Source organism: Vibrio sp. 378 (assembly GCF_033339435.1).
Genome location: NZ_JAWOUO010000004.1, coordinates 171,546 through 192,698 on the forward strand (window position 1 = coordinate 171,546; position 21,153 = coordinate 192,698).

Consider the following 21,153-nt stretch of genomic DNA (forward strand, 5'->3'; position numbering starts at 1 on the left):
ATCTGGCAGTAGGAGATAAATGATATTTTTCTAAGCAGTTTCTCACGTGACAAGCTAATGGCTTCATTTGCCCTTGTTGTTATACGTTATGCCAGTAAATCATCTTTCATTTCTCGTAACTTTTGCGCTTACCTTACTTGTTAGTGAGAGTACTATCGCAAGTAAATTTATCCAGCCTCAATACTTAGATAGTGAGCGAACCGACCGCTTTTTTGCACGCGAATTAGCGCAACCTTCCAAAGAAAATATGCAGCTTCGTAATTCACTCGACTGGGGATACGGGCTTGAGTTGGCAAGTGCGTCTGGTGACACGGAATCGGTGTCTAATTGCAAAGACTTAGCTACTGCAAGCTCTGCGGGCTTTATTGCGGCTAAAGCTTATGAATACGGCGCGTATAAGGCGTATTTAACTCAGTGCCAAACATGGAGTGAGATGGCAAAGTTAACCGCCTCCAAGCGCTCATATATATCGAAATTTAAGTTAGATGATGGCTTTCCTAGTTTGACTCCAAGTGCGCTTGCTTTTGTTATTTCTAACGAAAGTGCTGAGAAAGCAAAGACACTATCAACGTGGGATGAAGCAGACCATATCCAAAGAACTCATGTCTCCAGTGAAGTGAGAGCAGAGTACTTTGACGCGACCGATGGCTTTCAAGTCATTACGATTGTAGCAAAAGGTGATTACAACGCTGACGGCATCGAGGATATCGTCATTGAGAAAGAGAATAGTGTACTCAGTGGCTCATATTCATCTTCACACGGATATGTATTAACCCGTATGTCTGAACAAGCGCTATTTAAAGTGTTGGCTGAATGGTAATGAAACGATTTGTGGCCACTTGGGGCTTAAGTGTTGCCATGATGAGCACGGTTGCCGTTGCTAGCACCTCGCCCAGAAAAGTCTTTGAATGTTCAGTAAACAAAACTATGAATTTTAGTATTTCGATAGAGCAAGGCAAAGGTGGGCTTATCTTTAATAAGTTCATTGTGAATCAAAGCCCAGTTTTACTGCGCATTAAACCTCAAGATTATCGTATCAAACATTACCATCGAGCGTTGGTAGATGAGAAGTCACTGGAATTTAGTATTGGTGAGCTCGTCATATTAGTCAGTGAGTACTTTAGCGAGGAGTTTGGTAAGGTAGAGAGGATACTCAGTGTTACCTTGAGAGAGCCTGAGCAAACACAGTATTTTGAATGCAAGGAAGGGAGTATGAGTAACCTTGCATTGCTTTTCCATGAGAGCGCCGAATAATCGATTACAGAGTAATTATTACTAAAACGTAATAGTGTTTTCGTATTTACCTTAATTATCTTGTTATTTGTAATCGATATAATCATCCATCTTACCACGGTAAGTAGATTTTCTCATTCAAGTAACGAGGAGGGCTTATGGCCGTAGGGTGGGCAAACGACGATAGCGTCAGCCAACAAATTCAAAACACAATAGACGACGAGATTTCCCGTGTTCGTGGCAGTATCACAAAGGGTGAGAGCGCCCATTACTGCGATGAGTGTGGTGATGAGATTCCGGAAGCGCGTCGTCTTGCAATGAAAGGCGTTCGTTTGTGTATCGAATGTCAGTCAACAATCGAATTGGTGTCTCAACGCCAAGCATTGTTCAATCGACGAGCGAGTAAAGACAGTCAACTTCGATAGCTTTACTGCTCTGAAAAATAAAGAGACGGTTTGAGTTTCATACTCAAACCGTTTTCGTATTGAATTGAACTATGAAGCGAAGCAGTCTTTACGTTGCAACGCCGCATCAATCGCATCCACTAACTTTTCAATATCTTCTGGCTTGCTGATGAACGGCGGCATCATATAAATCAGTTTACCAAATGGACGAATCCAAACTCCGTGTTCAACAAACAGGGCTTGGATAGTTTCCATATTCACAGGGCGATGCGTTTCCACTACGCCAATGGCACCTAACCAACGGGTGTTTTTTACCAACTCGTATTCTTCAAGTTTTGGTAGTAACTCAGAAAACAACGCTTCGATTTGTTGGGTTTGCTGTTGCCAGTTACCTTGTTCAATCAATTCCAAACTTGCAGTAGCTACAGCACAAGCGAGTGGATTCCCCATAAAGGTTGGACCGTGCATAAAACAGCCAGCATCACCACCACAAACGGTATCCGCAACGTGTTTGCTCGCCAGGGTCGCAGAGAGAGTCATGTAGCCGCCAGTGAGTGCTTTCCCAACACACAGAATGTCTGGTTGAATATCTGCATGTTCGCAAGCAAACAACTTACCAGTACGCCCAAATCCGGTTGCGATCTCATCTGCAATCAATAACAAACCGTATTTGTCGCAAAGCCTACGCACGCCTTTGAGAAATTCTGGATGGTAGATACGCATGCCGCCTGCGCCTTGAACGATAGGTTCTAGGATCACCGCAGCAAGTTCTTGGTGGAGCGTTTCAATCTTGTGCTCGAAGTCGGTAAGGTCCTCTGGCTTCCATTCATCCCAATAACCACAAGTTGGTGACTCCGCAAAGATATGTTCAGGCAAAAAGCCTTTGTAAAGAGAGTGCATTGAGTTGTCAGGATCGGTAACCGACATCGCCGCAAACGTATCGCCGTGATAACCGTGTCGCAAAGTAAGAAACTTCGGTCGGCGTTCGTCTTTTGCATGCCAATATTGCAGTGCCATTTTTAAGCTGACTTCTACGGCAACGGAGCCTGAATCGGCAAGGAATACATGTTCAAGATTACTTGGGGCTAGGGATAGCAACTTTTTACACAAACTGATTGCTGGCTGGTGGGTAATCCCGCCAAACATCACGTGAGAGACCTGATCGATTTGCTTGTGCGCGGCTTGATTTAAGTGCGGATGGTTGTAGCCGTGGATCGTCGACCACCAAGAAGACATGCCATCGACCAGCTCAGTACCGTCTTCCAATTTAATATGAACACCATTTGCCGATGCCACTGGGTAGCAGGTCAGAGGTGTCAATGTCGAAGTGTAAGGATGCCAGATATGCTGGCGGTCGAAGGCGAGATCCATGTGCGATTCCAATAATAATTGAGGTTAAAAAACAGACAGGTGTAAACTTTGTTCTTTTGCGTTGTGTTGACAGTTTATCGAGACTCAGTAGACTGTCAACACAACAACAAAAGTGACTAAAGGAATACACGTGGAAGTTCGTCATAACTGGACGCATGCTGAAGTGCGCGATCTCATGGAAAAACCATTCATGGATCTCCTATTCGAAGCGCAGCTTGTACATCGTCAATATCAACAAACCAACCATGTTCAAGTAAGCACGCTTCTGTCGATTAAGACAGGTGCTTGTCCAGAAGATTGTAAGTACTGTCCTCAGAGTGCTCGTTACACCACAGACATCGAGAAAGAGCGTCTGATGGAAGTAGAACGCGTACTCGATGCTGCGCAAAAAGCCAAAAATGCTGGTTCTACTCGATTCTGTATGGGCGCAGCATGGAAAAATCCAAAAGAGCGTGACATGCCGCATTTGACCGACATGATCAAAGGCGTGAAGGACATGGGTTTAGAAACGTGTATGACATTAGGTATGTTGACACCAGATCAAGCAAAGCAATTGGCAACCGCAGGTCTGGATTACTACAACCACAACCTAGATACCTCACCTGAGTTCTACGGCAACATTATTACCACACGTACTTACCAAGACCGTTTAGATACTTTATCTCACGTACGTGATGCTGGCATGAAGATCTGTTCCGGTGGCATCATCGGCATGGGTGAAAGTGCTAACGACCGAGCAGGTTTGTTGGTTGAATTGGCTAACTTGCCGGTACACCCTGAAAGCGTTCCAATCAACATGCTCGTGAAGGTAAAGGGGACACCACTGGAAGAAGTGGATGATGTTGAGCCTTTCGATTTCATTCGCCTGATTGCGATTGCACGAATCATGATGCCTCAATCAGCCGTTCGTTTATCCGCTGGCCGTGAAAACATGAACGAACAAATGCAAGCGCTGTGTTTTATGGCGGGTGCAAACTCCGTCTTCTATGGCTGCAAACTGCTGACCACGCCAAACCCTTCTGAAGACAAAGACATGATGTTGTTCAATAAGCTCGGCATTAACAGCCAAGAGGTGTCTCAAAAACCTGATGAAATCGAAGAAAATGAGTTACTCGATCGCGTCGTAGAGCGTGTTGCTGCCCGTCCGACAAAAGACGACCTTTTCTACGATGCCAGCGTTTAAATCTCGTATCGAGTCCGCCCTTGCTGAGCGTAAAACGCAAGGGTTGAATCGTTCTATGAATGTGGTGTTTGCCGGTAACCAGTCCGTTTTGGAACACGAAGGTAGACGTTACATTAATTTCTCAAGTAATGATTATTTGGGCTTAGCTAATGACCAAGCGCTTGTTCGTGCTTGGCAGCAAGGTTTAAGCGTATATGGCAGTGGCAGTGGAGCATCACCAATGGTGACTGGCTTTAGTGCAGCACACAGCAATTTAGAAGCCGCACTAACTGAATGGTTGAGCTACGACAGAGCAATTATGTTTGGTTCTGGATTCAGTGCTAATCAAGCCTTGTTGTTCACCTTGTTAGAAAAAACAGACGTATTGATCCAAGACCGTTTGAATCATGCTTCATTGATGGAAGCGGGGGCGTTGTCACCAGCTAAGATGAAGCGTTTCAAGCACAATGACATCGAGCATCTAAAATCGCTGTTGAATAGCGAAGGCAACCATCTAGTTGTGACTGAAGGAGTATTCAGCATGGACGGTGACTGTGCGCCGCTCAGCGATATAGCTGAAGTCACTCGCAGTCATGATGCTTGGTTTGCTGTCGATGACGCTCATGGTATTGGCGTTCTTGGTCAATGCGGTGGTGGCTCTTGCGAGCTTGCCGCGGTTAAGCCTGAGTTATTGGTCGTTACCTTCGGTAAAGCGTTTGGTATGTCTGGCGCGGCTATTTTATGTGACCACGCAACGGGGGACTTTTTAACTCAGTTTGCTCGTCACCATGTGTATTCCACGGCGATACCACCAGCACAAGCGTATGCGTTGACTCATGCAGTCTCGATGGTTCAAGAGCAGTCTTGGCGACGTGAAAAGCTCTCTGAGCTTAGTGAAGTGTATCGAGATAGTCTTAGCGACCTTGAGGGGTTTGTTGAGACTCAAACTTCGATTAAGCCCTTTTTGATTGGTGAATCTGAATTGGCTTTGCGAGTAGCAGGTGCTTGTCGCCAAAACGGTATTTGGGTTACCGCTATTCGACCACCGACGGTGCCTAAAGGGACGTCTCGTCTTCGAATCACACTCACTGCCAATCACACCAACGAACAAGTTAAAACGCTTTCAATGGCATTGAAGCAAGCATTAGGAGCGCTGTAATGGATAATGCAACTACCGCATTAGCGCAAACGCTCGCGTTAGAGAGTTTCCATCAAGATAAAGACGCGATTGCCTCTTCGTTTGGTAAAGCAGCAGAAACATACGATAAACATGCGGCTTTTCAACGTGATGTCGGGCATCAGCTGCTTGATAAACTTCCTGAAAACTTGACGGGAAAACGTGTATTGGATTTAGGTTGTGGCACGGGTTATTTCTCCCAACTACTTCAACAACGCGGTGCGGAAGTAGTCTGCGGCGATATCTCTCAAGCCATGTTAGATAAAGCAGAGCAGCGTTGTGGTGCAGTACGAATGCACTACCAAGTTGCTGATGCTGAAAACTTACCATTTGACGATGATAGCTTCGATTACGTGTTTTCAAGTTTAGCGCTGCAATGGTGTACAGATTTAAGTTACCCACTAAAAGAAGTGCGCCGCGTGCTAAAAAATGGTGGGAAAGCGTGGTTCTCTACACTGGTTGATGGATCACTGTATGAGCTGCGTGCATCATGGGAAAAAATTGATGCATATCAACACGTCAATAACTTTCTAACGCTCAATCAGGTAAAAATTGCGTTAGCGCAATCTCGATGTGACAGCCATCAACTAGACTTGACCACCATCACAGTTTGGTACGACTCTGCATTTTCAGTTATGCGTGACCTCAAAGGTATAGGTGCAAATCACGTAAGCGGGCGCTCACACGGTTTAACTAGTCGCGAGACTTTGTTAAAAGTTGAGCATGCGTACCAAGCGTTTAAAAACGATCAAGGTCTTCTACCTGCAAGTTATCAGGTTTGTTTTGGAGTAATACATCTATGATTGATGCTTTTTTTATTGCTGGTACGGATACTGATGTTGGAAAGACGGTAGCGTCTAAAGCCATTTTGCAAGCGATCGCAGCAAAAGGACTAAACACTATTGGTTATAAGCCAGTGGCAGCAGGGAGTGACAAGACTGAAGCGGGATGGCGCAACTCTGATGCTTTACACTTACAAGACGTCGCAACACTCGATGTGGCCTATGATGATGTGAACCCATACGCTTTAGAGTTGCCTGCTTCTCCCCACATTGCAGCGAAGCATGAACATGTCGAAATAAGTTACGATGTTCTGAGTCAAAAACTGGCTCAACATAAGCAGCAAGCCGATGTTGTTCTCGTTGAAGGTGCTGGAGGCTGGCGTGTGCCAGTATCCGATACGGACTGTTTATCTACATGGGTAAAAGAAGAGCAGTTACCTGTTGTACTGGTGGTTGGCATTAAATTAGGCTGTTTGAGCCACGCTTTACTCACAGCGGAGAGTATTAAAGCGGATGGTTTGAATCTTGTTGGCTGGGTGGCAAACCGCGTCAACCCAGGCACAGAGCACTACGCTGACATTATCGAGATGCTAGAAGCACGTATCGATGCACCTAAGCTTGGGGAAATTCCATATATTCCAAGTGCTAAACGCAAAGAGCTAGGCAAGTACATTAATGTAGAGCCGTTGCTAAACACTGACTAATGGTGTTTAGGGTAAAAGACTAAAAAACCAAAGGGCTGCGCAATGCAGCCCTTTCTTGTTGGTGTAACCTAAAAAGTCAGATTACTTATCTTGGCTGAGCCCCATCAATGCTTGTTGTGTTTCTGCAACACGCTGAGACATATGATGATCGGTTGAAATACCAAGTTGTTGCTTTGCCTCGTCCTCTGAGATGCCTAGGTGACAACGCAGTAAATCAATAGCCATCTGATAGTCGTTAGTTTCTACCATGGTTTTTCCCTCAATACATGGAGTTTTTGAGCTCACCCAATGCACTTTTTGCAATGTACTTAGAGTGGCTCTGTTTTGTTCATCTCATTCGAATTTAGCATGTCCATGTAGCCGCACAATAAGACCAAAGTCTATAGCAGAGCTAACGTATTGTTTTTGGTCTATTAAAAAATTTCTAGCTAAGTTGCTAAGAGGTGATAGATTTAACACCAAGATCATCTATCAATAGATGATGGGTAGGTCAGAGCTTATTTCATCATTTTGATAAATGTATATGAACGGAGGTTCCAGCTCCTACCAAAGCATGTTTTGAAATCGCTTGAATCAAATATTTCAGTCTCGAAAACAAATGTTGCAATTTATTGCTTAACCTTGTTTTTATCGCGGATAGACTATATCTATAACGCACGGAACATGAAAATCAACGGAATTGGCTTTTATAGCGATTACCATTTGTTCCTTATAACAATCCGTTTTAAAAAAACGATAAGCTTCCTCGGAGAAAAGTAATGAAGCGAATTATGTTATTCCTAGCAACTAACCTAGCTGTCGTGCTAGTGCTTAGTGTTGTTCTGAATATTGTTTACGCTGTAACTGGAATGCAACCAGGCAGTCTGTCAGGTTTACTTGTAATGGCTGCTGTATTTGGTTTTGGTGGCGCATTTATTTCGTTGATGATGTCAAAGGGTATGGCACTACGCTCGGTTGGTGGTATGGTCATTGAAAGCCCGCGCAACGAAACGGAGCATTGGTTAGTCGAAACTGTGGGTCGTCAAGCTCAACAAGTGGGTATTGGTATGCCAACGGTGGCTATTTATGATTCACCAGATATCAATGCATTTGCGACAGGTGCAAAGCGAGATGACTCTCTTGTCGCAGTTTCTACTGGTCTTTTACACAATATGACTCGTGATGAGGCAGAGGCAGTACTTGCACACGAAGTGAGCCATATTGCAAATGGTGATATGGTCACGATGACGTTGATGCAAGGTGTCGTGAACACGTTTGTTATCTTCCTATCACGCTTTATTGCCAATATCGTGGCATCGAACGATGATGAAGAAGGCCAAGGTACAAATATGATGGTTTACTTTGGCGTATCCATGGTGCTTGAACTGGTATTTGGTTTCCTAGCTAGCTTCTTGACTATGTGGTACAGCCGTCATCGCGAATTCCACGCGGACGCAGGTGCTGCGCGCCTCGTTGGCAAAGAAAAAATGATTGCGGCTCTAGAGCGTTTGAAGGTGAGTCATGAATCTCAACTGGATGGCACCATGATGGCATTTGGTATCAATGGCAAGCAGTCGCTGACTGAGCTACTAATGAGCCACCCTCCGCTAGATAAACGTATTGCAGCGTTGCGAGGCCAGCAATACTAATTGTTCCTACTTAAATAATTGTTAATCTGCTGAAAAGGCTTGGTTTTGACCAAGCCTTTTTTTTCGCCGATTGATCGCGTGCGAACTTCATCACGTACTACTTACAGAAATAAAGTTATACAAAATTATTTTTGTACAACTTTGGTGGAATGAACTATCTTGTACATATAATAATTTTGTACAACTTAATGGGCGTGTAGGAGTAAAAAATGGACATACAGTCTGTTGGCAATATCTATCAAAAGCTCAACAAAGCGAACTTACATCTGCTTAAGGATATATATCACCAAGATGTAGTATTTGAGGACGCAGCGCATCGTTTAGAAGGATGGCCAGCACTTTCGGATTATTTCACCTCATTATATGCCAACGTCATCAGTTGTGATTTTGTAATCCATGAGCATCAACAAGTCGGAGATACAGGCTTCCTAACTTGGACAATGGACCTTCAGCATCCCAAACTTCAGAAGGGTGCGCCTATTCTCGTCAATGGTGTTTCGCACCTCAAATTTAGCGAAGGTCAGGTCATTTATCACCGAGACTATTTTGATCTCGGAGAGATGCTCTATGAGCATTTACCGTTACTTGGTTCAGTCGTTAAAACCATCAAGCAGAGGTTAGGACAATGAACAACACCATCTTAATCACAGGCGCCACCTCCGGAATAGGAAGGCAGCTTGCCCTAGATTACGCGAACTCAGAATGGAATGTGATTGCTTGTGGTCGGAATCAAGATGTTCTTGCAGAACTGGAGGCAGTTTCCTCCAAAATTCATACATTGCAGTTTGATGTGACAAATTATGAGGAAACTCAGCAGGCGCTCTCTAATTTGCCCTTTACGCCAAACACATGGGTTTTTAACGCAGGCGATTGTGAGTACATGGATGAGGGAGTGGTCGACGCGAAACTCATGGCGCGTGTGATGAACGTAAATGTTGTCGGTGTTGCCAACTGCGTTGAAGGCTGCCAAGTGCATTTAGAGAGAGGGCACCGCATTGTTATTGTTGGCTCTATCGCATCAGAAGTGGCACTGCCTCGTGCTGAAGCTTACGGCGCATCCAAAGCGGCAGTCAGTTATTTTGCACGCACGCTCGCCGTCGACTTGAAAAAGAAAGGGATCAATGTGGTAACGGTGTTTCCTGGTTTTGTTGAAACGCCGTTGACTGACAAAAACGACTTCGAAATGCCAATGATCATTTCTACTCAGCAAGCGTCGGACTCTATCAGGAAGCAGTTAGCCGCCAACAAGACCTATATCTATTTCCCAGCGAGATTTACCAGTATTTTACGTTTTATCTCGTTACTTCCATACAGTTGGCAAGCTCGCCTAACTGCTAAACTCGTAGCATAAGAAGGAATAAGAATGAAAACAGCAGGAAGAAAGAAGATAGCGATTGTGGGAACGGGAATCTCTGGCCTTACTTGTGGTTATTACTTGCATAAAGAACATGATGTAACGCTGTTTGAAGCGAACGATTACATCGGTGGCCATACTGCAACCGTTGATGTGAGCCTTGATGGTAAAGAATACGCGATAGATACTGGGTTCATCGTCTATAACGACCGTACGTACCCTAATTTCATTAAAATGATGAGCGAGATTGGCGTTGAAGGTCTGCCGACTCAAATGAGCTTCAGTGTCAGAAACGATGGGAACGGACTAGAGTACAACGGCCACACAGTGTCGACATTGTTCGCTCAAAAACGCAACTGGGCAAACCCTAAATTTTATCGATTTATCTTCGAGATACTTCGTTTCAATAAACTTGCCAAGCGCTTCGCTAGCGAGCAATCCTCGCACTCTCAGACGTTAGGTGAGTTCCTTGATGAACACAAATTCAGTGCTTTCTTTACCGATAACTACATATTACCGATGGGTGCTGCGATTTGGTCGTCGACTTTAGCTGACATGCGCGCATTCCCTCTTATGTTCTTCTTACGTTTCTTCCTCAACCACGGTCTGCTAGATGTGACTAACCGGCCACAATGGTATGTGATTAAAGGTGGTTCACGATCATACATTCCACCATTGACCAAAGGCTTTGCCGAGAGTATTCGTCTTAATAGTCCTGTCGAAAAAGTGGTTCGCAACGAAAAAGGGGTTGGCGTTCAAGTTCGCGGAGAAACGCATTGGTTTGATGACGTTATCTTTGCTTGTCACAGTGATCAAGCAATGCGAATGCTAGAGGATATCAGCCCAATCGAGCAGGAAATCTTGGGGGATATGACGTATCAAGCTAATGAGGTTGTTCTTCATACCGATACCGGCCTATTGCCAAAACGCAAGGCGGCGTGGGCATCTTGGAACTACCTATTGGAAGGTAGCGAAGATGAGCAGCAACGTCTTCCTTCGCTTACTTACAATATGAACATCCTTCAGCACGTTCAATCAGAACATACATTTTGCGTAACGTTGAACAGCACCAATCAAATCAACCCAAATAAAATTTTGCGCTCGTTCACTTATCATCATCCTGTATTTACAACGGAGTCGATAGCAGCGCAGCAGCGCAAAGACGAAGTTCAAGGTAAACAGAGCACATGGTTCTGCGGCGCTTATTGGTATAACGGTTTCCATGAAGATGGTGTGCGCAGCGCGATTGACGTAGTTAAGGGATTAGAAGAAAAGTATCGTGAACAAAATGTGGTTCCTTTTGAAAAAGGCGCGGCGTGATATGGATAGCCAAATGAACAGCCGATTGTTTATAGGCAACGTTCGTCACCGTCGATTCACGCCGGTGAATCATGAGTTGAACTACTCTTTATTTATGCCCGCCATCGATGTAGACGAGCTCGATGCTTTAGAGAAAAAAGTATGGGGTTTTGGTTCGCGTTGGTGGCATTGGGCTCGCTTCAAGCGCAGTGATTACATTGGTGAAGGTAGCGTCAAGTCGGCAGTGCACAGCAAAGTTGAAGAACTGACAGGTGTTCGCTGTACCGGCAAAGTAATCGCAGTCTGTCACTTGCGTTATCTAGGACTTTATTTCAGTCCCGTTAATTTCTACTACGTTTATAACACGGAAGGAGAATGGAAGTATCTCCTCGCAGAGGTGAGTAACACTCCTTGGAATGAACGACATTACTACGTGGTGTCAGCAGATAAAGAAGAAGAAAAGTTTGGTTGGGAACAAGTTAAAGCATTCCATGTTTCACCATTCAACCCGATTGACCAACTCTACCGCTGGAGAATTAAACCTTTGACAGACAAGTTGAATATTCATCTTGAATGTCACAAAGGAGAGAAACACTTTGATGCCACCATGGTTATGAAAGCCAAGCCACTTTCAAGCAAAACCTTATTGAGGTGTTTGATCGTTACACCAATACAAACGGTAAAAGTAATGGTTGGTATTTATTGGCACGCATTAAAACTTTGGGTGAAAGGCGCACCTTTTTATTCTCATCCTAAATATTCAACGCATGAAGAAATAGAAGCCGATACTGAAAAAACAGACAAAAAAAATAAAAAGCACAAGGAGAATTCTGCATGTTAAATACTAGTTCTATGACATTGCCGCGTAAATTGACTACAACGCAAAAAGCGGCTCGCGGAGTTATTTTTCAATGTCTGCAAAAAATGGAAATCGGCTGCTTAACAGTTATTGAAAGTTTTAAGACGGAAACGACAGAGCGAAGCGAGCGTTTTAGTGCGCCAAATGGGGAGTACAGTGGTCAACCTGTTGTCGCTACTATAGAGGTAAAACATCCAGGTTTTTATTCACGGATCTTGCAGGGCGGCAGTATTGCTGCTGGTGAGGCTTATATGGATGGGTGGTGGGATAGCCCCGATTTAACCTCATTAATGAAGCTGATGGCCCTTAACATGCGTGCTCTAGATAAACTCGAAGAGCAAGGCAGTTGGTTGACTAAAATACTGTACAAGTTCAGCCATTGGTCAAACAGAAACTCTGAAGAGAACTCACGTAAAAATATCCATGCGCATTACGACTTGGGTAACAACCTATACGAAGCGTTCCTTGACACCAATATGCTGTACTCGTCGGCGCTTTACAATCATGCGGATGACTCTCTAGAGCAGGCTCAAATCAACAAAATGGATCGTCTATGTCAGCAACTTGAGCTGAAGCCCACTGATCATGTTGTTGAAATTGGCACTGGGTGGGGCGCTATGGCGATTTACATGGCCGAACAATACGGCTGTCAGGTCACCACAACAACGATATCTGAAGAGCAACACGCGTACGCGGAGCAAAAAATCAAAGAGCGTGGCTTAGAAGACAAAATCACTCTACTCAAAGAAGATTACCGCAACCTAACCGGCACTTATGACAAGCTCGTTTCTATTGAAATGATTGAAGCTGTGGGCAAACAATTCCTGCCTTCGTACATTAAGGTCTGTGAGTCTTTGTTGAAGTCCGGTGGCTTGATGGCGATTCAAGCAATTACGATTGCCGATCAGCGTTACGATTACTACAGTAACAACGTCGACTTTATCCAAAAGTACATTTTCCCGGGTGGTTTTTTACCGTCGGTAACCTCACTAACCCAAGCCACAACAAAATACAGTGACTTAGTGACGCGAGACTTGTTCGATATTGGTTTGGACTACGCCAAGACGCTGAACGAATGGCACCTACGTTTTAATCGAGCAGAGAATGAAGTGCGCTCGTTTGGCTACGACGATCGCTTTGTGCGTATGTGGCGCTACTATTTGAGCTACTGTGAAGGTGGCTTTTTGGCTCGCACGATCAGTGCAGTTCACATGACGTTTCAACGCCCGTAGTTCGTTATGAAGGTATTTCTTGCTTCGACATGGTTCCAACTCTGCTGGTTTGCAGCGGTGCTTGGAACCTATCAATGGCAATGGGTGACGTTATTCCTTACTTTGGCAACCCTACTATACTGTCTGAAAAGCGATGCATCTTCGCTCAAAAGTATTGGTGTGATCGTCACGAGCGGGCTCGTGATTGATACGCTCAATCAACAACTCTCGGTCTTTGTCTTTCCTACCCCATGGCTGCCAGTCTGGTTATTATGCTTGTGGGTTTTGTTTTCTTGGTATGCCTATCAACTTAAGTCAATTTTGTACCGTTTCCCAAAAACCTACGTATCAATAGTAGGCGGACTCGGAGGAACAGCGAGTTACTTTGCTGGCTATAAGCTCCAAGCCGTTGAATTTGGATTTAGCACTGGCGCTACACTGGCAATGTTGTTTGTCGAATGGTGCGTCATGATGCTCTTGATACTCAAGGTGTACGGAAATGAAAAGCTTGAAGAGAGACTTAACTCAGAGACTGACTAGGCTGCTTGCGTTGGTAATAGTAACTGGCTCTTTTGCTCTGCAAGCTCAACCTGTTGGAAACAGCGAAGCCGCAAGCAACATTGCGAATTGGAAGGGATGGAAAACTGTTGGAGAAGCCCAACTTACTTGGTTCATCTTCGATATTTATCACTCAAGATTAAAAGCGCCTGATGGAAAGTTCATCGTAAGCGATGACGTATCGCCACATCCCCTTGCGTTGGAAATTAATTACAAGAGAGACATCAGTAAGCAACAGCTGCTTGATGTGACGGATGAGCAGTGGGCGAAATTGGGTTTTACTGACTCATATCGAAAAGCTTGGATCAGCGAGCTCGATCGTATGTTTCCTGATATTCAAAAAGGTGACGAGCTTACTTATCTAACAGATGGAAAATCTGGTCAGCTGTTTTATAAGCAGGTTGGGGACGTGCAAGTAAAGAACGTTGGCATCATTGAAGACGAACGAATGAACGATGCATTTTTGGCTATATGGTTATCACCCAACACAGAATTTCCGAAACTCCGAAAACAATTGATAGGGCAGGTTAGATAGTGTTTAAACGAATTTTTAAATCAGCGACTTTAGTGGCAGCTGTTTTTCTTTCGGCATGTTCCGCAGACATTGATAATTACCGCTCTTCTACACCGACTTTTGACGTATTCGGTTATTTCGAAGGCGACATAAAGGCGTGGGGGATGGTGCAAGATTATACCGGACAGCAAACGCGTCGCTTTGAAGTCGATATAGTGGGTACTGTAGCGGGTGATACGCTGACGCTAGTGGAAGACTTCGCGTTTGATGACGGAGAGGTGGACCAGCGAATTTGGGTTATCACTAGATTAGAAGACGGTCGTTATGAAGGTAAGGCAGACGATATTATAGGTGTGGCAACAGGGGAAGAGCAGGGCAATGCGCTACAGTGGCAATATGACTTTGAGCTACAAATGGAGGATTCATCAGTGACGGTTGCTTTTGATGATTGGCTTTACCGTCAGGATGACAGACACGTTTTCAATCTAACGAAAATAAAAAAGTTTGGTGTGGAAGTAGGAACAATAACCTTGTTCTTCCAAAAGCAGCCATAACAAATGGGGAAGATCTTCAATTAATAATCCATGCCATATAACTAAAATTATTTTCTCCCGACCTAACTCCCCTAACTAAAAAGGTTGACGCTTTCGCGTCAACCTTTTAGGTATCTGGTCGTTACAGGAGGATTACAGCTTATCTGTCAGCTCGATTGCTTGACCGATATAGTTCGCTGGCGTCATCTCTTTCAGACGTGCTTTCTCGTGCTCAGGAAGCTCAAGACCGTCGATGAAGTTACGCATTGCTTCGCCGTCTACACGCTTACCACGAGTTAGCTCTTTCAGCTTCTCGTATGGCTTCTCGATGCCGTAACGACGCATAACTGTTTGTACTGGCTCCGCTAGTACTTCCCAGTTCTTGTCTAGTTCAGCAAGAAGCGCTTCACGGTTTACTTCTAGCTTGCTGATGCCTTTAAGCGTAGAAGTGTAAGCGATGATTGCGTAGCCAACACCAACACCAAGGTTACGTAGAACCGTTGAGTCAGTTAGGTCACGTTGCCAACGAGAGATAGGCAGTTTCTGTGCTAGGTGGCCGAATACAGCGTTCGCAAGACCTAGGTTACCTTCTGAGTTTTCAAAGTCGATTGGGTTAACTTTGTGAGGCATTGTTGAAGAACCGATCTCACCAGCAATAGTTTTTTGCTTGAAGTGGCCTAGTGCAATGTAACCCCAAACGTCACGGTCGAAGTCAATCAGGATAGTGTTGAAACGAGCGATAGCGTCGAACAGCTCAGCGATGTAATCGTGCGGTTCGATTTGAGTTGTGTAAGGGTTCCAAGTTACGCCTAGAGACTCTGTGATGAACTCTTCAGAGAACTTGTGCCAATCTAGATCTGGGTAAGCAGAAAGGTGTGCGTTGTAGTTACCTACTGCACCGTTGATTTTCGCTAGGATCTCAACGTTTTCGATTTGCTTGAATTGACGCTCCATACGGTACGCCACGTTTGCCATTTCTTTACCCATAGTAGATGGAGAAGCAGGCTGACCGTGTGTACGAGATAGAAGAGGAATGTCGCGGTATTCCACTGCTAGTGCTTTGATAGCGTCGATTAGGTTACGGATTTCTGGAAGAATCACGTTCTCACGCGCTTCTTTAAGCATTAGAGCGTGTGATGTGTTGTTGATGTCTTCAGAAGTACATGCGAAGTGGAAGAACTCGTTTACTGCGTGCAGTTCAGGAACGTCTGCTACTTTCTCTTTTAGGAAGTACTCAACCGCTTTTACGTCGTGGTTAGTTGTACGCTCGATCTCTTTGATACGGCGTGCATCTTCTTCAGAGAAGTTTGCTGCAAGGTCGTCTAGGAATTGGTTTGCTTCTGCGCTAAACGCTGGCACTTCTGCAATTTCAGCAGTAGCAGCAAGCTTTTGTAGCCAGCGGATTTCAACGATAGTACGGTACTTTAGTAGACCGTATTCACTGAAAATTTCGCGTAACGCAATTGTCTTGCTTCCGTAACGGCCGTCTACTGGTGAAACAGCAGTCAATGCTGACAGTTCCATGATGTTCTCCTGAATTGGGTTTCTAAATTTCGTGAGCTTTATACCAATAACTGTGGCAATTGTCACGAATATTGCGCAAACGTTTGCGCGAGATTTATTTTAGTCGAAAAAAATGAGCTCGCGATAAACGCGAGCTGCTTATTTGATATTTTACTACAGACGAGCAAGAAGGATTTGTGCTTGCTCTACCATCTTCTTGCGCCCGAAGATTAGGTGGCGACGCTTACCACCAACTTGACGCCAAAGAACTGCACTACGAATGCCAGATAACAACAGCGCACGAACTTTGTGTTGGCTTGCCGTCTGCTGCAGTACAGATGGCGTGCCCGTTACTTGAATGCGTGGGCCAATAGGGCTAACGACATCCAGATAGATGCTCGCTAAATTGCTGATCATTTGATCGTCTAGTAGCTCAAAGTGCTCTGACTGACGCTTGGCCATTTGAATACGATCACCAAGCTGAGACATAGCATCGTTACGAGAGCTTAACTTACGCTCTAACGCCATTAAACTAATAATGTAACGAGTAATTTCACTGCCTGATGGTGTGCTATCAATCCCTTTAACCAAGCATTCTAGGCCGAGCTTTAGATCGGCTTCGCGACCGAATACGCCAACTGTGTTAGCAGGGTTCGTGCTCAAAATAGCGTTGATTGATGTTTCAAAAGCATCTTGATCACAATGTCCGTTTCTCGCTACCTGTTGAACTAAAGCAACAGCTTGGCAAATCCCAGCGAAAGCGATAGTACGGTCATAAAGTGTATTCGCCACGTAACGACTCCTAAGCTTGAGAATATTTAATGCGTTGCTCGATGATGCCGCCACCTAGGCACACGTCACCTTTGTAGAACACTGCTGATTGACCTGGAGTTACAGCAATTTGTGGCTCGTCAAAGATAACTTTAATGTTTTCATCATCGATAGGGATGATTGTACAAGGAATATCTTCCTGACGGTAACGAGTTTTCACTGTGCACTTCATAACATCGCGAATTGGCTCACGATCTACCCAGTGAAGTTGTGATGCAAGTAGACCTTCTGATTTCAACATTGGATGGTCTTTACCTTGAACAGCAATCAAAACGTTACGTTCTAGATCTTTCTCACCAACGAACCATGGGGCCTCGTTACCACCGCCGCCTTTACGGCCACCGATGTGTAGACCTTTACGCTGACCAAGTGTGTGGTACATCAGGCCTTGGTGTTGACCAATCACTTCGCCTTCTGGAGTCTCGATATTACCAGGCTGAGCTGGAAGGTAGCGACCTAGGAATTCCGTAAACTTGCGTTCACCGATGAAACAAATACCAGTTGAATCTTTCTTCTTAGCAGTAATTAGGTCTTGTTCTTCCGCAATGCGGCGTACTTCTGGTTTCTCTAGGTCACCAACAGGGAATAGGCTACGTGCGATTTGCTCGTTGCTTAATGTGTACAGGAAGTAGCTTTGATCTTTGTTGCCATCTAGACCACGTAGCATCTGTGGTTTTTCACCGTTTTCTGGGAAAGAGCGACGCACATAGTGGCCCATTGCAATGTAATCAGCATCAAGTACTTCATCAGCGAATTCTAGGAATGCTTTGAACTTGATTTCTTTGTTACAAAGAATGTCAGGGTTCGGAGTACGGCCCGCTTTGTATTCAGCAAGGAAGTACTCAAATACGTTATCCCAGTATTCGGCAGCAAAGTTGATAGTGTGTAGGTGGATGCCTAGCTTGTCACATACTGCCTGAGCGTCAGCAAGATCTTCTGCCGCTGTACAATATTCTTCGTTGTCATCTTCTTCCCAGTTCTTCATGAAAAGGCCTTCTACTTGGTAGCCTTGCTGCTTTAGAAGATACGCGGAAACAGATGAATCAACGCCGCCGGACATACCGACGATGACTTTCTTTTGGCTGTTATCAGACATTACTAAACACCACTTAAATAAACGGGATGCAGATTCTATCAGAATCCACAGACCGGTGACAGATCCGAGATCGAAATCACAATTCGTTTCGCTGGATTTTTCTTCAACAAAGATTCGAACGAGTAATTTCGCAAGTATAGAAGAGGTATATATGGCATAGTTGGCCAAAATCCAAGAGGAAACATCAAATGACAGAAGAAAACCAATTTATGCAAGAAAGTGAGTTGATTGAAATTGTTGAAAATCAGCTCGAAGATGGTAACCCGCTTAAAGTAAAAGAAACCCTTATGCGTTTAATGATGACTGGCACACCACGTGAAGATGCGGTTGCGATGATGGCATGTGCGATGTCAATTGAGATTTTTGATGTAATGAAGAATGAGGGTGAGTTCAACCTAAAGCGTTATAGCGAGCACCTTGAGCAACTACCAGATCTCAGCTTTATGGAAGGTGAATAAGCCACCTAAAAGAAAAAAGTAGTCAGCAAACGTTTGCTATAATCGCTTTTATTGCTGCTTTATTATTAGCGGTATAGAATCCGCTCTCCTTTTCATCCCCTTACTCAGACTGACAATATGAAATTTCCTGGACAACGCAAATCGAAGCACTATTTTCCTGTTCATGCTCGTGACCCGCTGGTGAGCCAAGCACAAGAAAGCAAGAAGATGACGCGCACTCACATCATTGGTATTGACCAAACCTTGGTTGATATTGAAGCAAAAGTTACAACGGATGTGATTGAAAAGTACGGTCTGAGTAAAGGTCACTCTCTGGTTATCGATGACGAAAGAGCAGAAGAGTTATACCAGCAACTGAAAGAAGAGAACTTGATTACCAATGAGTATGCGGGCGGTACAATTGGTAACACGCTACATAACTACTCCGTGCTAGCGGATGATCGCTCCACACTACTTGGAGTGATGAGCCAGGATATTAAGATTGGCAGCTACGGTTACCGTTATCTTTGTAATACATCAAGCCGCATGGATTTGAACTACCTACAAGGTGTAGATGGTGCAATTGGCCGTTGTTTTGCTCTTATCACAGAAGACGGTGAACGTACTTTTGCTATCAGCGAAGGGCAAATGAACCAACTCCATCCTGATAGCATTCCAGAGAAAATCTTTAAAAATGCATCAGCACTTGTACTGACGTCATATCTAGTACGTTGCAAAGACGGCGACCCAATGCCGGAAGCAACAATGAAAGCGATTGAGTACGCGAAAAAGAATGATGTGCCTGTTGTTCTGACTCTAGGCACAAAGTTTGTTATTCAAGATGATCCTAAATATTGGCAAGAATTCATTCGAGATAACGTTTCTGTCGTTGCGATGAATGAAGATGAAGCAGAAGCTCTGACGGGGGAATCTGATCCACTTGCTGCGTCTGATAAAACATTGGAGTGGGCTGATCTAGTATTGTGCACGGCGGGTCCTGTAGGTCTATTTATGGCTGGGTATACGGAAGATAGCGCGAAGCGCGAAACTTCTTTGCCATTACTTCCAGGGTCAATTGCTGAATTTAATCGTTATGAATTCAGTCGTCCGGCGAAAAAAGACTCATGCGAGACGCCAATAAAAGTGTACTCGCATATCTCGCCATATATGGGTGGCCCAGAAAAAATTAAGAATACAAATGGCGCAGGTGATGCCGCGTTATCTGCTGTTCTTCATGATATGGCAGCAAATAAATACCATAAAGAAAATGTGCCTAATTCAAGCAAGCACAGTAACGAGTATTTAACTTACTCTTCTTTTTCTCAAGTCTGCAAATACGCAAACCGTGCTAGCTACGAAGTTCTCGTGCAACATTCACCACGATTGTCGCGCGGACTTCCTGAGCGAGAAGATAGCCTAGAAGAAGCATACTGGGAACGTTAATACGAAGCGGTTTAATTAACTATTCTGTAACTAAAGTAAAAGGCACATTAAGAAATGTGGCTTTTTTATTTGTAATGGTTTAAATAAAAAAGGCTCCCTATGGGAGCCTTTTAAAAATAGCACGGATCTAGATTAGGAACTCATCCAGAGATTTACCTGCATCAAGTTGCTCTTGAATCGCCGAAGGTGTACGACCTTGGCCAGTCCAAGTTTTCTCATTACCGTTTGAATCTGTGTATTTGTATTTAGCAGGGCGAGGTGCGCGCTTCGCTTTGCCTTTCGTCTTAGTTTCGCCAGATAGCGCAGTAATAAGTGCTTCTACGTCAATACCGTCTTGAGCGATTTTCTCAGCAATCTCTGCAAGCTTAGCTTCTTGCTCTGCTTGTGCTGCGCGTTCTGCTTCTTCTGCTTCACGACGCTCATCTACGACAGTAGTGAGTTTATCTAGAGCTTCTTCCAATTGTTCTAGAGTCAGCTCACGAGAAAATGCACGAAGGCTACGGATATTTAGAAGGGTTTTAGTCAGCTCTGACATAACGATTCCTATTAAAAGGTTAATGTGTTGGGCACTTTTTATCGTTACGATTAAATAATGCCAATCTATAAATAAACAAAGAGTCCTTATATTTAACTTTATCTTTTCCTTATGTGCAAATGCTAAATCAAGATTTTGTTTAAATTTGACTATTTTTTAAAGCAATTAATATTATTACACTCGAAATAAATCATTATTAGATGAGAACTAAAATCAACAATCATTATTGTATAGAGAGAGCGACAGCTTGGTTTTTTATAAAAAAATTTGAGTTATTACTTAAAAATATGAAGCATCCATCTTTAATGGTGTGTCATATATCCTTAATTTATTGATATAAGATAAACCATGATATTTCTAAGGTAGTAATAATGTTTCATAAATAACATGATTGATGTGATTTCAGTTGCACAAAACTTATGGAAGTAGGCAAGGTTTATAAATTATCTCAGTCATTATTTATTTGTTTAATTTAGTTTGATGTGTTGCATTGACTCTCATCATAAGTACAATGGCTGC

The 21,153-nt window shown here is 44.0% G+C and carries 24 protein-coding genes; 18 read left to right on the top strand and 6 right to left on the bottom strand.

Annotated features, from left to right (window positions below; all coding sequences use genetic code 11):
• Positions 1-88 precede the first annotated feature (88 nt).
• From R7Q48_RS09540 to R7Q48_RS09550, 3 genes are all read left to right on the top strand, one after another.
• Positions 89-820, top strand: a complete 732-nt coding sequence (locus tag R7Q48_RS09540; protein WP_256902837.1) for an ATPase — start codon at positions 89-91, stop codon at positions 818-820.
• On the top strand, positions 814-1,254 hold the full coding sequence (locus R7Q48_RS09545) for a hypothetical protein (protein WP_256902838.1): 441 nt from the start codon (positions 814-816) through the stop codon (positions 1,252-1,254). Before R7Q48_RS09540 ends, R7Q48_RS09545 begins: the two co-directional genes overlap by 7 nt.
• 137 nt (positions 1,255-1,391) lie before the next feature.
• On the top strand, positions 1,392-1,658 hold the full coding sequence (locus R7Q48_RS09550) for a DksA/TraR family C4-type zinc finger protein (RefSeq protein WP_005437185.1): 267 nt from the start codon (positions 1,392-1,394) through the stop codon (positions 1,656-1,658).
• A 69-nt stretch (positions 1,659-1,727) separates the two neighbouring features.
• On the opposite strand, the gene bioA is transcribed toward R7Q48_RS09550, so the two are convergent.
• Entirely contained in the window at positions 1,728-3,008 is a 1,281-nt protein-coding gene (gene bioA, locus R7Q48_RS09555; protein WP_256902839.1) for an adenosylmethionine--8-amino-7-oxononanoate transaminase, read from the bottom strand.
• 130 nt (positions 3,009-3,138) lie between these two features.
• Here bioA and bioB point away from each other — a divergent pair, with 130 nt between their 5' ends.
• The 4 genes from bioB to bioD are packed head-to-tail and all read left to right on the top strand — an operon-like array spanning position 3,139 to position 6,833.
• Positions 3,139-4,191 (top strand): biotin synthase BioB, encoded by a 1,053-nt coding sequence (gene bioB, locus R7Q48_RS09560; protein WP_086369529.1) that lies wholly within the window; start codon positions 3,139-3,141, stop codon positions 4,189-4,191.
• Positions 4,178-5,329, top strand: coding sequence for an 8-amino-7-oxononanoate synthase (gene bioF / locus R7Q48_RS09565; protein WP_256902840.1), 1,152 nt, complete (start codon positions 4,178-4,180; stop codon positions 5,327-5,329). Before bioB ends, bioF begins: the two co-directional genes overlap by 14 nt.
• Positions 5,329-6,150, top strand: coding sequence for a malonyl-ACP O-methyltransferase BioC (gene bioC / locus R7Q48_RS09570; RefSeq protein ID WP_005388087.1), 822 nt, complete (start codon positions 5,329-5,331; stop codon positions 6,148-6,150). The genes bioF and bioC overlap by 1 nt, the downstream gene beginning before the upstream one ends.
• The gene (gene bioD / locus R7Q48_RS09575; protein ID WP_005388086.1) at positions 6,147-6,833 is read left to right on the top strand and encodes a dethiobiotin synthase; all 687 of its coding nucleotides are present in this window, start codon (positions 6,147-6,149) and stop codon (positions 6,831-6,833) included. The genes bioC and bioD overlap by 4 nt, the downstream gene beginning before the upstream one ends.
• Positions 6,834-6,914: 81 nt before the next feature.
• Here the strand turns inward: bioD and R7Q48_RS09580 are convergent, their stop codons facing one another.
• Complete coding sequence (locus R7Q48_RS09580; protein ID WP_005378215.1) at positions 6,915-7,082, bottom strand: hypothetical protein; 168 nt, start codon at positions 7,080-7,082, stop codon at positions 6,915-6,917.
• A 509-nt stretch (positions 7,083-7,591) separates the two neighbouring features.
• Here R7Q48_RS09580 and htpX point away from each other — a divergent pair.
• The 9 genes from htpX (at position 7,592) to R7Q48_RS09625 (ending at position 14,810) form a co-directional block, all read left to right on the top strand.
• Positions 7,592-8,461 (top strand): protease HtpX, encoded by an 870-nt coding sequence (gene htpX / locus R7Q48_RS09585; protein WP_005388085.1) that lies wholly within the window; start codon positions 7,592-7,594, stop codon positions 8,459-8,461.
• Between the two features lie 209 nt (positions 8,462-8,670).
• A complete protein-coding gene (locus tag R7Q48_RS09590; protein ID WP_005378211.1) occupies positions 8,671-9,090 on the top strand; it encodes a nuclear transport factor 2 family protein in 420 nt (139 codons plus the stop codon).
• Positions 9,087-9,812 carry an SDR family oxidoreductase gene (locus R7Q48_RS09595; protein WP_033905083.1) on the top strand — a complete coding sequence of 242 codons (726 nt, stop codon included), beginning with the start codon at positions 9,087-9,089 and terminating at the stop codon, positions 9,810-9,812. Before R7Q48_RS09590 ends, R7Q48_RS09595 begins: the two co-directional genes overlap by 4 nt.
• A 12-nt stretch (positions 9,813-9,824) precedes the next feature.
• On the top strand, positions 9,825-11,135 hold the full coding sequence (locus R7Q48_RS09600) for an NAD(P)/FAD-dependent oxidoreductase (RefSeq protein WP_206957381.1): 1,311 nt from the start codon (positions 9,825-9,827) through the stop codon (positions 11,133-11,135).
• Between the two features lies 1 nt (position 11,136).
• Complete coding sequence (locus R7Q48_RS09605; RefSeq protein ID WP_206957378.1) at positions 11,137-11,955, top strand: DUF1365 domain-containing protein; 819 nt, start codon at positions 11,137-11,139, stop codon at positions 11,953-11,955.
• Entirely contained in the window at positions 11,949-13,205 is a 1,257-nt protein-coding gene (locus R7Q48_RS09610) for an SAM-dependent methyltransferase (RefSeq protein ID WP_017821710.1), read from the top strand. Before R7Q48_RS09605 ends, R7Q48_RS09610 begins: the two co-directional genes overlap by 7 nt.
• A 6-nt stretch (positions 13,206-13,211) precedes the next feature.
• Positions 13,212-13,724: a DUF2878 domain-containing protein gene (locus tag R7Q48_RS09615; protein WP_206957375.1), complete on the top strand. Its 513-nt coding sequence runs from the start codon at positions 13,212-13,214 to the stop codon at positions 13,722-13,724.
• Positions 13,684-14,277 carry a chalcone isomerase family protein gene (locus R7Q48_RS09620; protein ID WP_017821712.1) on the top strand — a complete coding sequence of 198 codons (594 nt, stop codon included), beginning with the start codon at positions 13,684-13,686 and terminating at the stop codon, positions 14,275-14,277. The genes R7Q48_RS09615 and R7Q48_RS09620 overlap by 41 nt, the downstream gene beginning before the upstream one ends.
• Positions 14,277-14,810, top strand: coding sequence for a DUF3833 domain-containing protein (locus R7Q48_RS09625; RefSeq protein ID WP_206957373.1), 534 nt, complete (start codon positions 14,277-14,279; stop codon positions 14,808-14,810). The genes R7Q48_RS09620 and R7Q48_RS09625 overlap by 1 nt, the downstream gene beginning before the upstream one ends.
• A 132-nt stretch (positions 14,811-14,942) precedes the next feature.
• Here the strand turns inward: R7Q48_RS09625 and purB are convergent, their stop codons facing one another.
• The 3 genes from purB to mnmA all read right to left on the bottom strand — a co-directional run bounded on the left by purB (position 14,943) and on the right by mnmA (position 18,219).
• Complete coding sequence (purB, locus tag R7Q48_RS09630; RefSeq protein ID WP_206957371.1) at positions 14,943-16,313, bottom strand: adenylosuccinate lyase; 1,371 nt, start codon at positions 16,311-16,313, stop codon at positions 14,943-14,945.
• 153 nt (positions 16,314-16,466) lie between these two features.
• Positions 16,467-17,084 carry a high frequency lysogenization protein HflD gene (gene hflD / locus R7Q48_RS09635; protein ID WP_005378194.1) on the bottom strand — a complete coding sequence of 206 codons (618 nt, stop codon included), beginning with the start codon at positions 17,082-17,084 and terminating at the stop codon, positions 16,467-16,469.
• 10 nt (positions 17,085-17,094) lie between these two features.
• Entirely contained in the window at positions 17,095-18,219 is a 1,125-nt protein-coding gene (mnmA, locus tag R7Q48_RS09640) for a tRNA 2-thiouridine(34) synthase MnmA (protein WP_206954051.1), read from the bottom strand.
• A gap of 188 nt (positions 18,220-18,407) precedes the next feature.
• On the opposite strand from mnmA, the gene R7Q48_RS09645 reads away from it, so the two are divergent.
• Both R7Q48_RS09645 and R7Q48_RS09650 read left to right on the top strand, forming a co-directional pair.
• The gene (locus tag R7Q48_RS09645; RefSeq protein ID WP_005378190.1) at positions 18,408-18,677 is read left to right on the top strand and encodes a hypothetical protein; all 270 of its coding nucleotides are present in this window, start codon (positions 18,408-18,410) and stop codon (positions 18,675-18,677) included.
• Positions 18,678-18,794: 117 nt separating this feature from the next.
• Positions 18,795-20,099 (top strand): inosine/guanosine kinase, encoded by a 1,305-nt coding sequence (locus tag R7Q48_RS09650; RefSeq protein ID WP_005378187.1) that lies wholly within the window; start codon positions 18,795-18,797, stop codon positions 20,097-20,099.
• Positions 20,100-20,226: 127 nt separating this feature from the next.
• Here R7Q48_RS09650 and R7Q48_RS09655 read toward each other — a convergent pair whose 3' ends face one another.
• Entirely contained in the window at positions 20,227-20,634 is a 408-nt protein-coding gene (locus tag R7Q48_RS09655) for an H-NS family nucleoid-associated regulatory protein (protein ID WP_005378185.1), read from the bottom strand.
• Between the last annotated feature and the right edge of the window lie 519 nt (positions 20,635-21,153).

What these genes read in the sequence shown, in the direction of transcription:
- R7Q48_RS09615 (WP_206957375.1), top strand. Translation starts at nt 13,212, where the DNA reads ATGAAGGTATTTCTTGCTTCGACATGGTTCCAACTCTGCTGGTTTGCA.
- R7Q48_RS09655 (WP_005378185.1), bottom strand. Translation starts at nt 20,634, where the DNA reads ATGTCAGAGCTGACTAAAACCCTTCTAAATATCCGTAGCCTTCGTGCA.
- R7Q48_RS09590 (WP_005378211.1), top strand. Translation starts at nt 8,671, where the DNA reads ATGGACATACAGTCTGTTGGCAATATCTATCAAAAGCTCAACAAAGCG.
- R7Q48_RS09650 (WP_005378187.1), top strand. Translation starts at nt 18,795, where the DNA reads ATGAAATTTCCTGGACAACGCAAATCGAAGCACTATTTTCCTGTTCAT.
- bioA (WP_256902839.1), bottom strand. Translation starts at nt 3,008, where the DNA reads ATGGATCTCGCCTTCGACCGCCAGCATATCTGGCATCCTTACACTTCG.
- R7Q48_RS09580 (WP_005378215.1), bottom strand. Translation starts at nt 7,082, where the DNA reads ATGGTAGAAACTAACGACTATCAGATGGCTATTGATTTACTGCGTTGT.
- R7Q48_RS09600 (WP_206957381.1), top strand. Translation starts at nt 9,825, where the DNA reads ATGAAAACAGCAGGAAGAAAGAAGATAGCGATTGTGGGAACGGGAATC.
- htpX (WP_005388085.1), top strand. Translation starts at nt 7,592, where the DNA reads ATGAAGCGAATTATGTTATTCCTAGCAACTAACCTAGCTGTCGTGCTA.
- R7Q48_RS09540 (WP_256902837.1), top strand. Translation starts at nt 89, where the DNA reads ATGCCAGTAAATCATCTTTCATTTCTCGTAACTTTTGCGCTTACCTTA.
- R7Q48_RS09605 (WP_206957378.1), top strand. Translation starts at nt 11,137, where the DNA reads ATGGATAGCCAAATGAACAGCCGATTGTTTATAGGCAACGTTCGTCAC.
- bioD (WP_005388086.1), top strand. Translation starts at nt 6,147, where the DNA reads ATGATTGATGCTTTTTTTATTGCTGGTACGGATACTGATGTTGGAAAG.
- mnmA (WP_206954051.1), bottom strand. Translation starts at nt 18,219, where the DNA reads ATGTCTGATAACAGCCAAAAGAAAGTCATCGTCGGTATGTCCGGCGGC.
- R7Q48_RS09595 (WP_033905083.1), top strand. Translation starts at nt 9,087, where the DNA reads ATGAACAACACCATCTTAATCACAGGCGCCACCTCCGGAATAGGAAGG.
- R7Q48_RS09610 (WP_017821710.1), top strand. Translation starts at nt 11,949, where the DNA reads ATGTTAAATACTAGTTCTATGACATTGCCGCGTAAATTGACTACAACG.
- bioF (WP_256902840.1), top strand. Translation starts at nt 4,178, where the DNA reads ATGCCAGCGTTTAAATCTCGTATCGAGTCCGCCCTTGCTGAGCGTAAA.
- R7Q48_RS09645 (WP_005378190.1), top strand. Translation starts at nt 18,408, where the DNA reads ATGACAGAAGAAAACCAATTTATGCAAGAAAGTGAGTTGATTGAAATT.
- purB (WP_206957371.1), bottom strand. Translation starts at nt 16,313, where the DNA reads ATGGAACTGTCAGCATTGACTGCTGTTTCACCAGTAGACGGCCGTTAC.
- R7Q48_RS09545 (WP_256902838.1), top strand. Translation starts at nt 814, where the DNA reads ATGGTAATGAAACGATTTGTGGCCACTTGGGGCTTAAGTGTTGCCATG.
- bioC (WP_005388087.1), top strand. Translation starts at nt 5,329, where the DNA reads ATGGATAATGCAACTACCGCATTAGCGCAAACGCTCGCGTTAGAGAGT.
- R7Q48_RS09550 (WP_005437185.1), top strand. Translation starts at nt 1,392, where the DNA reads ATGGCCGTAGGGTGGGCAAACGACGATAGCGTCAGCCAACAAATTCAA.
- R7Q48_RS09620 (WP_017821712.1), top strand. Translation starts at nt 13,684, where the DNA reads ATGAAAAGCTTGAAGAGAGACTTAACTCAGAGACTGACTAGGCTGCTT.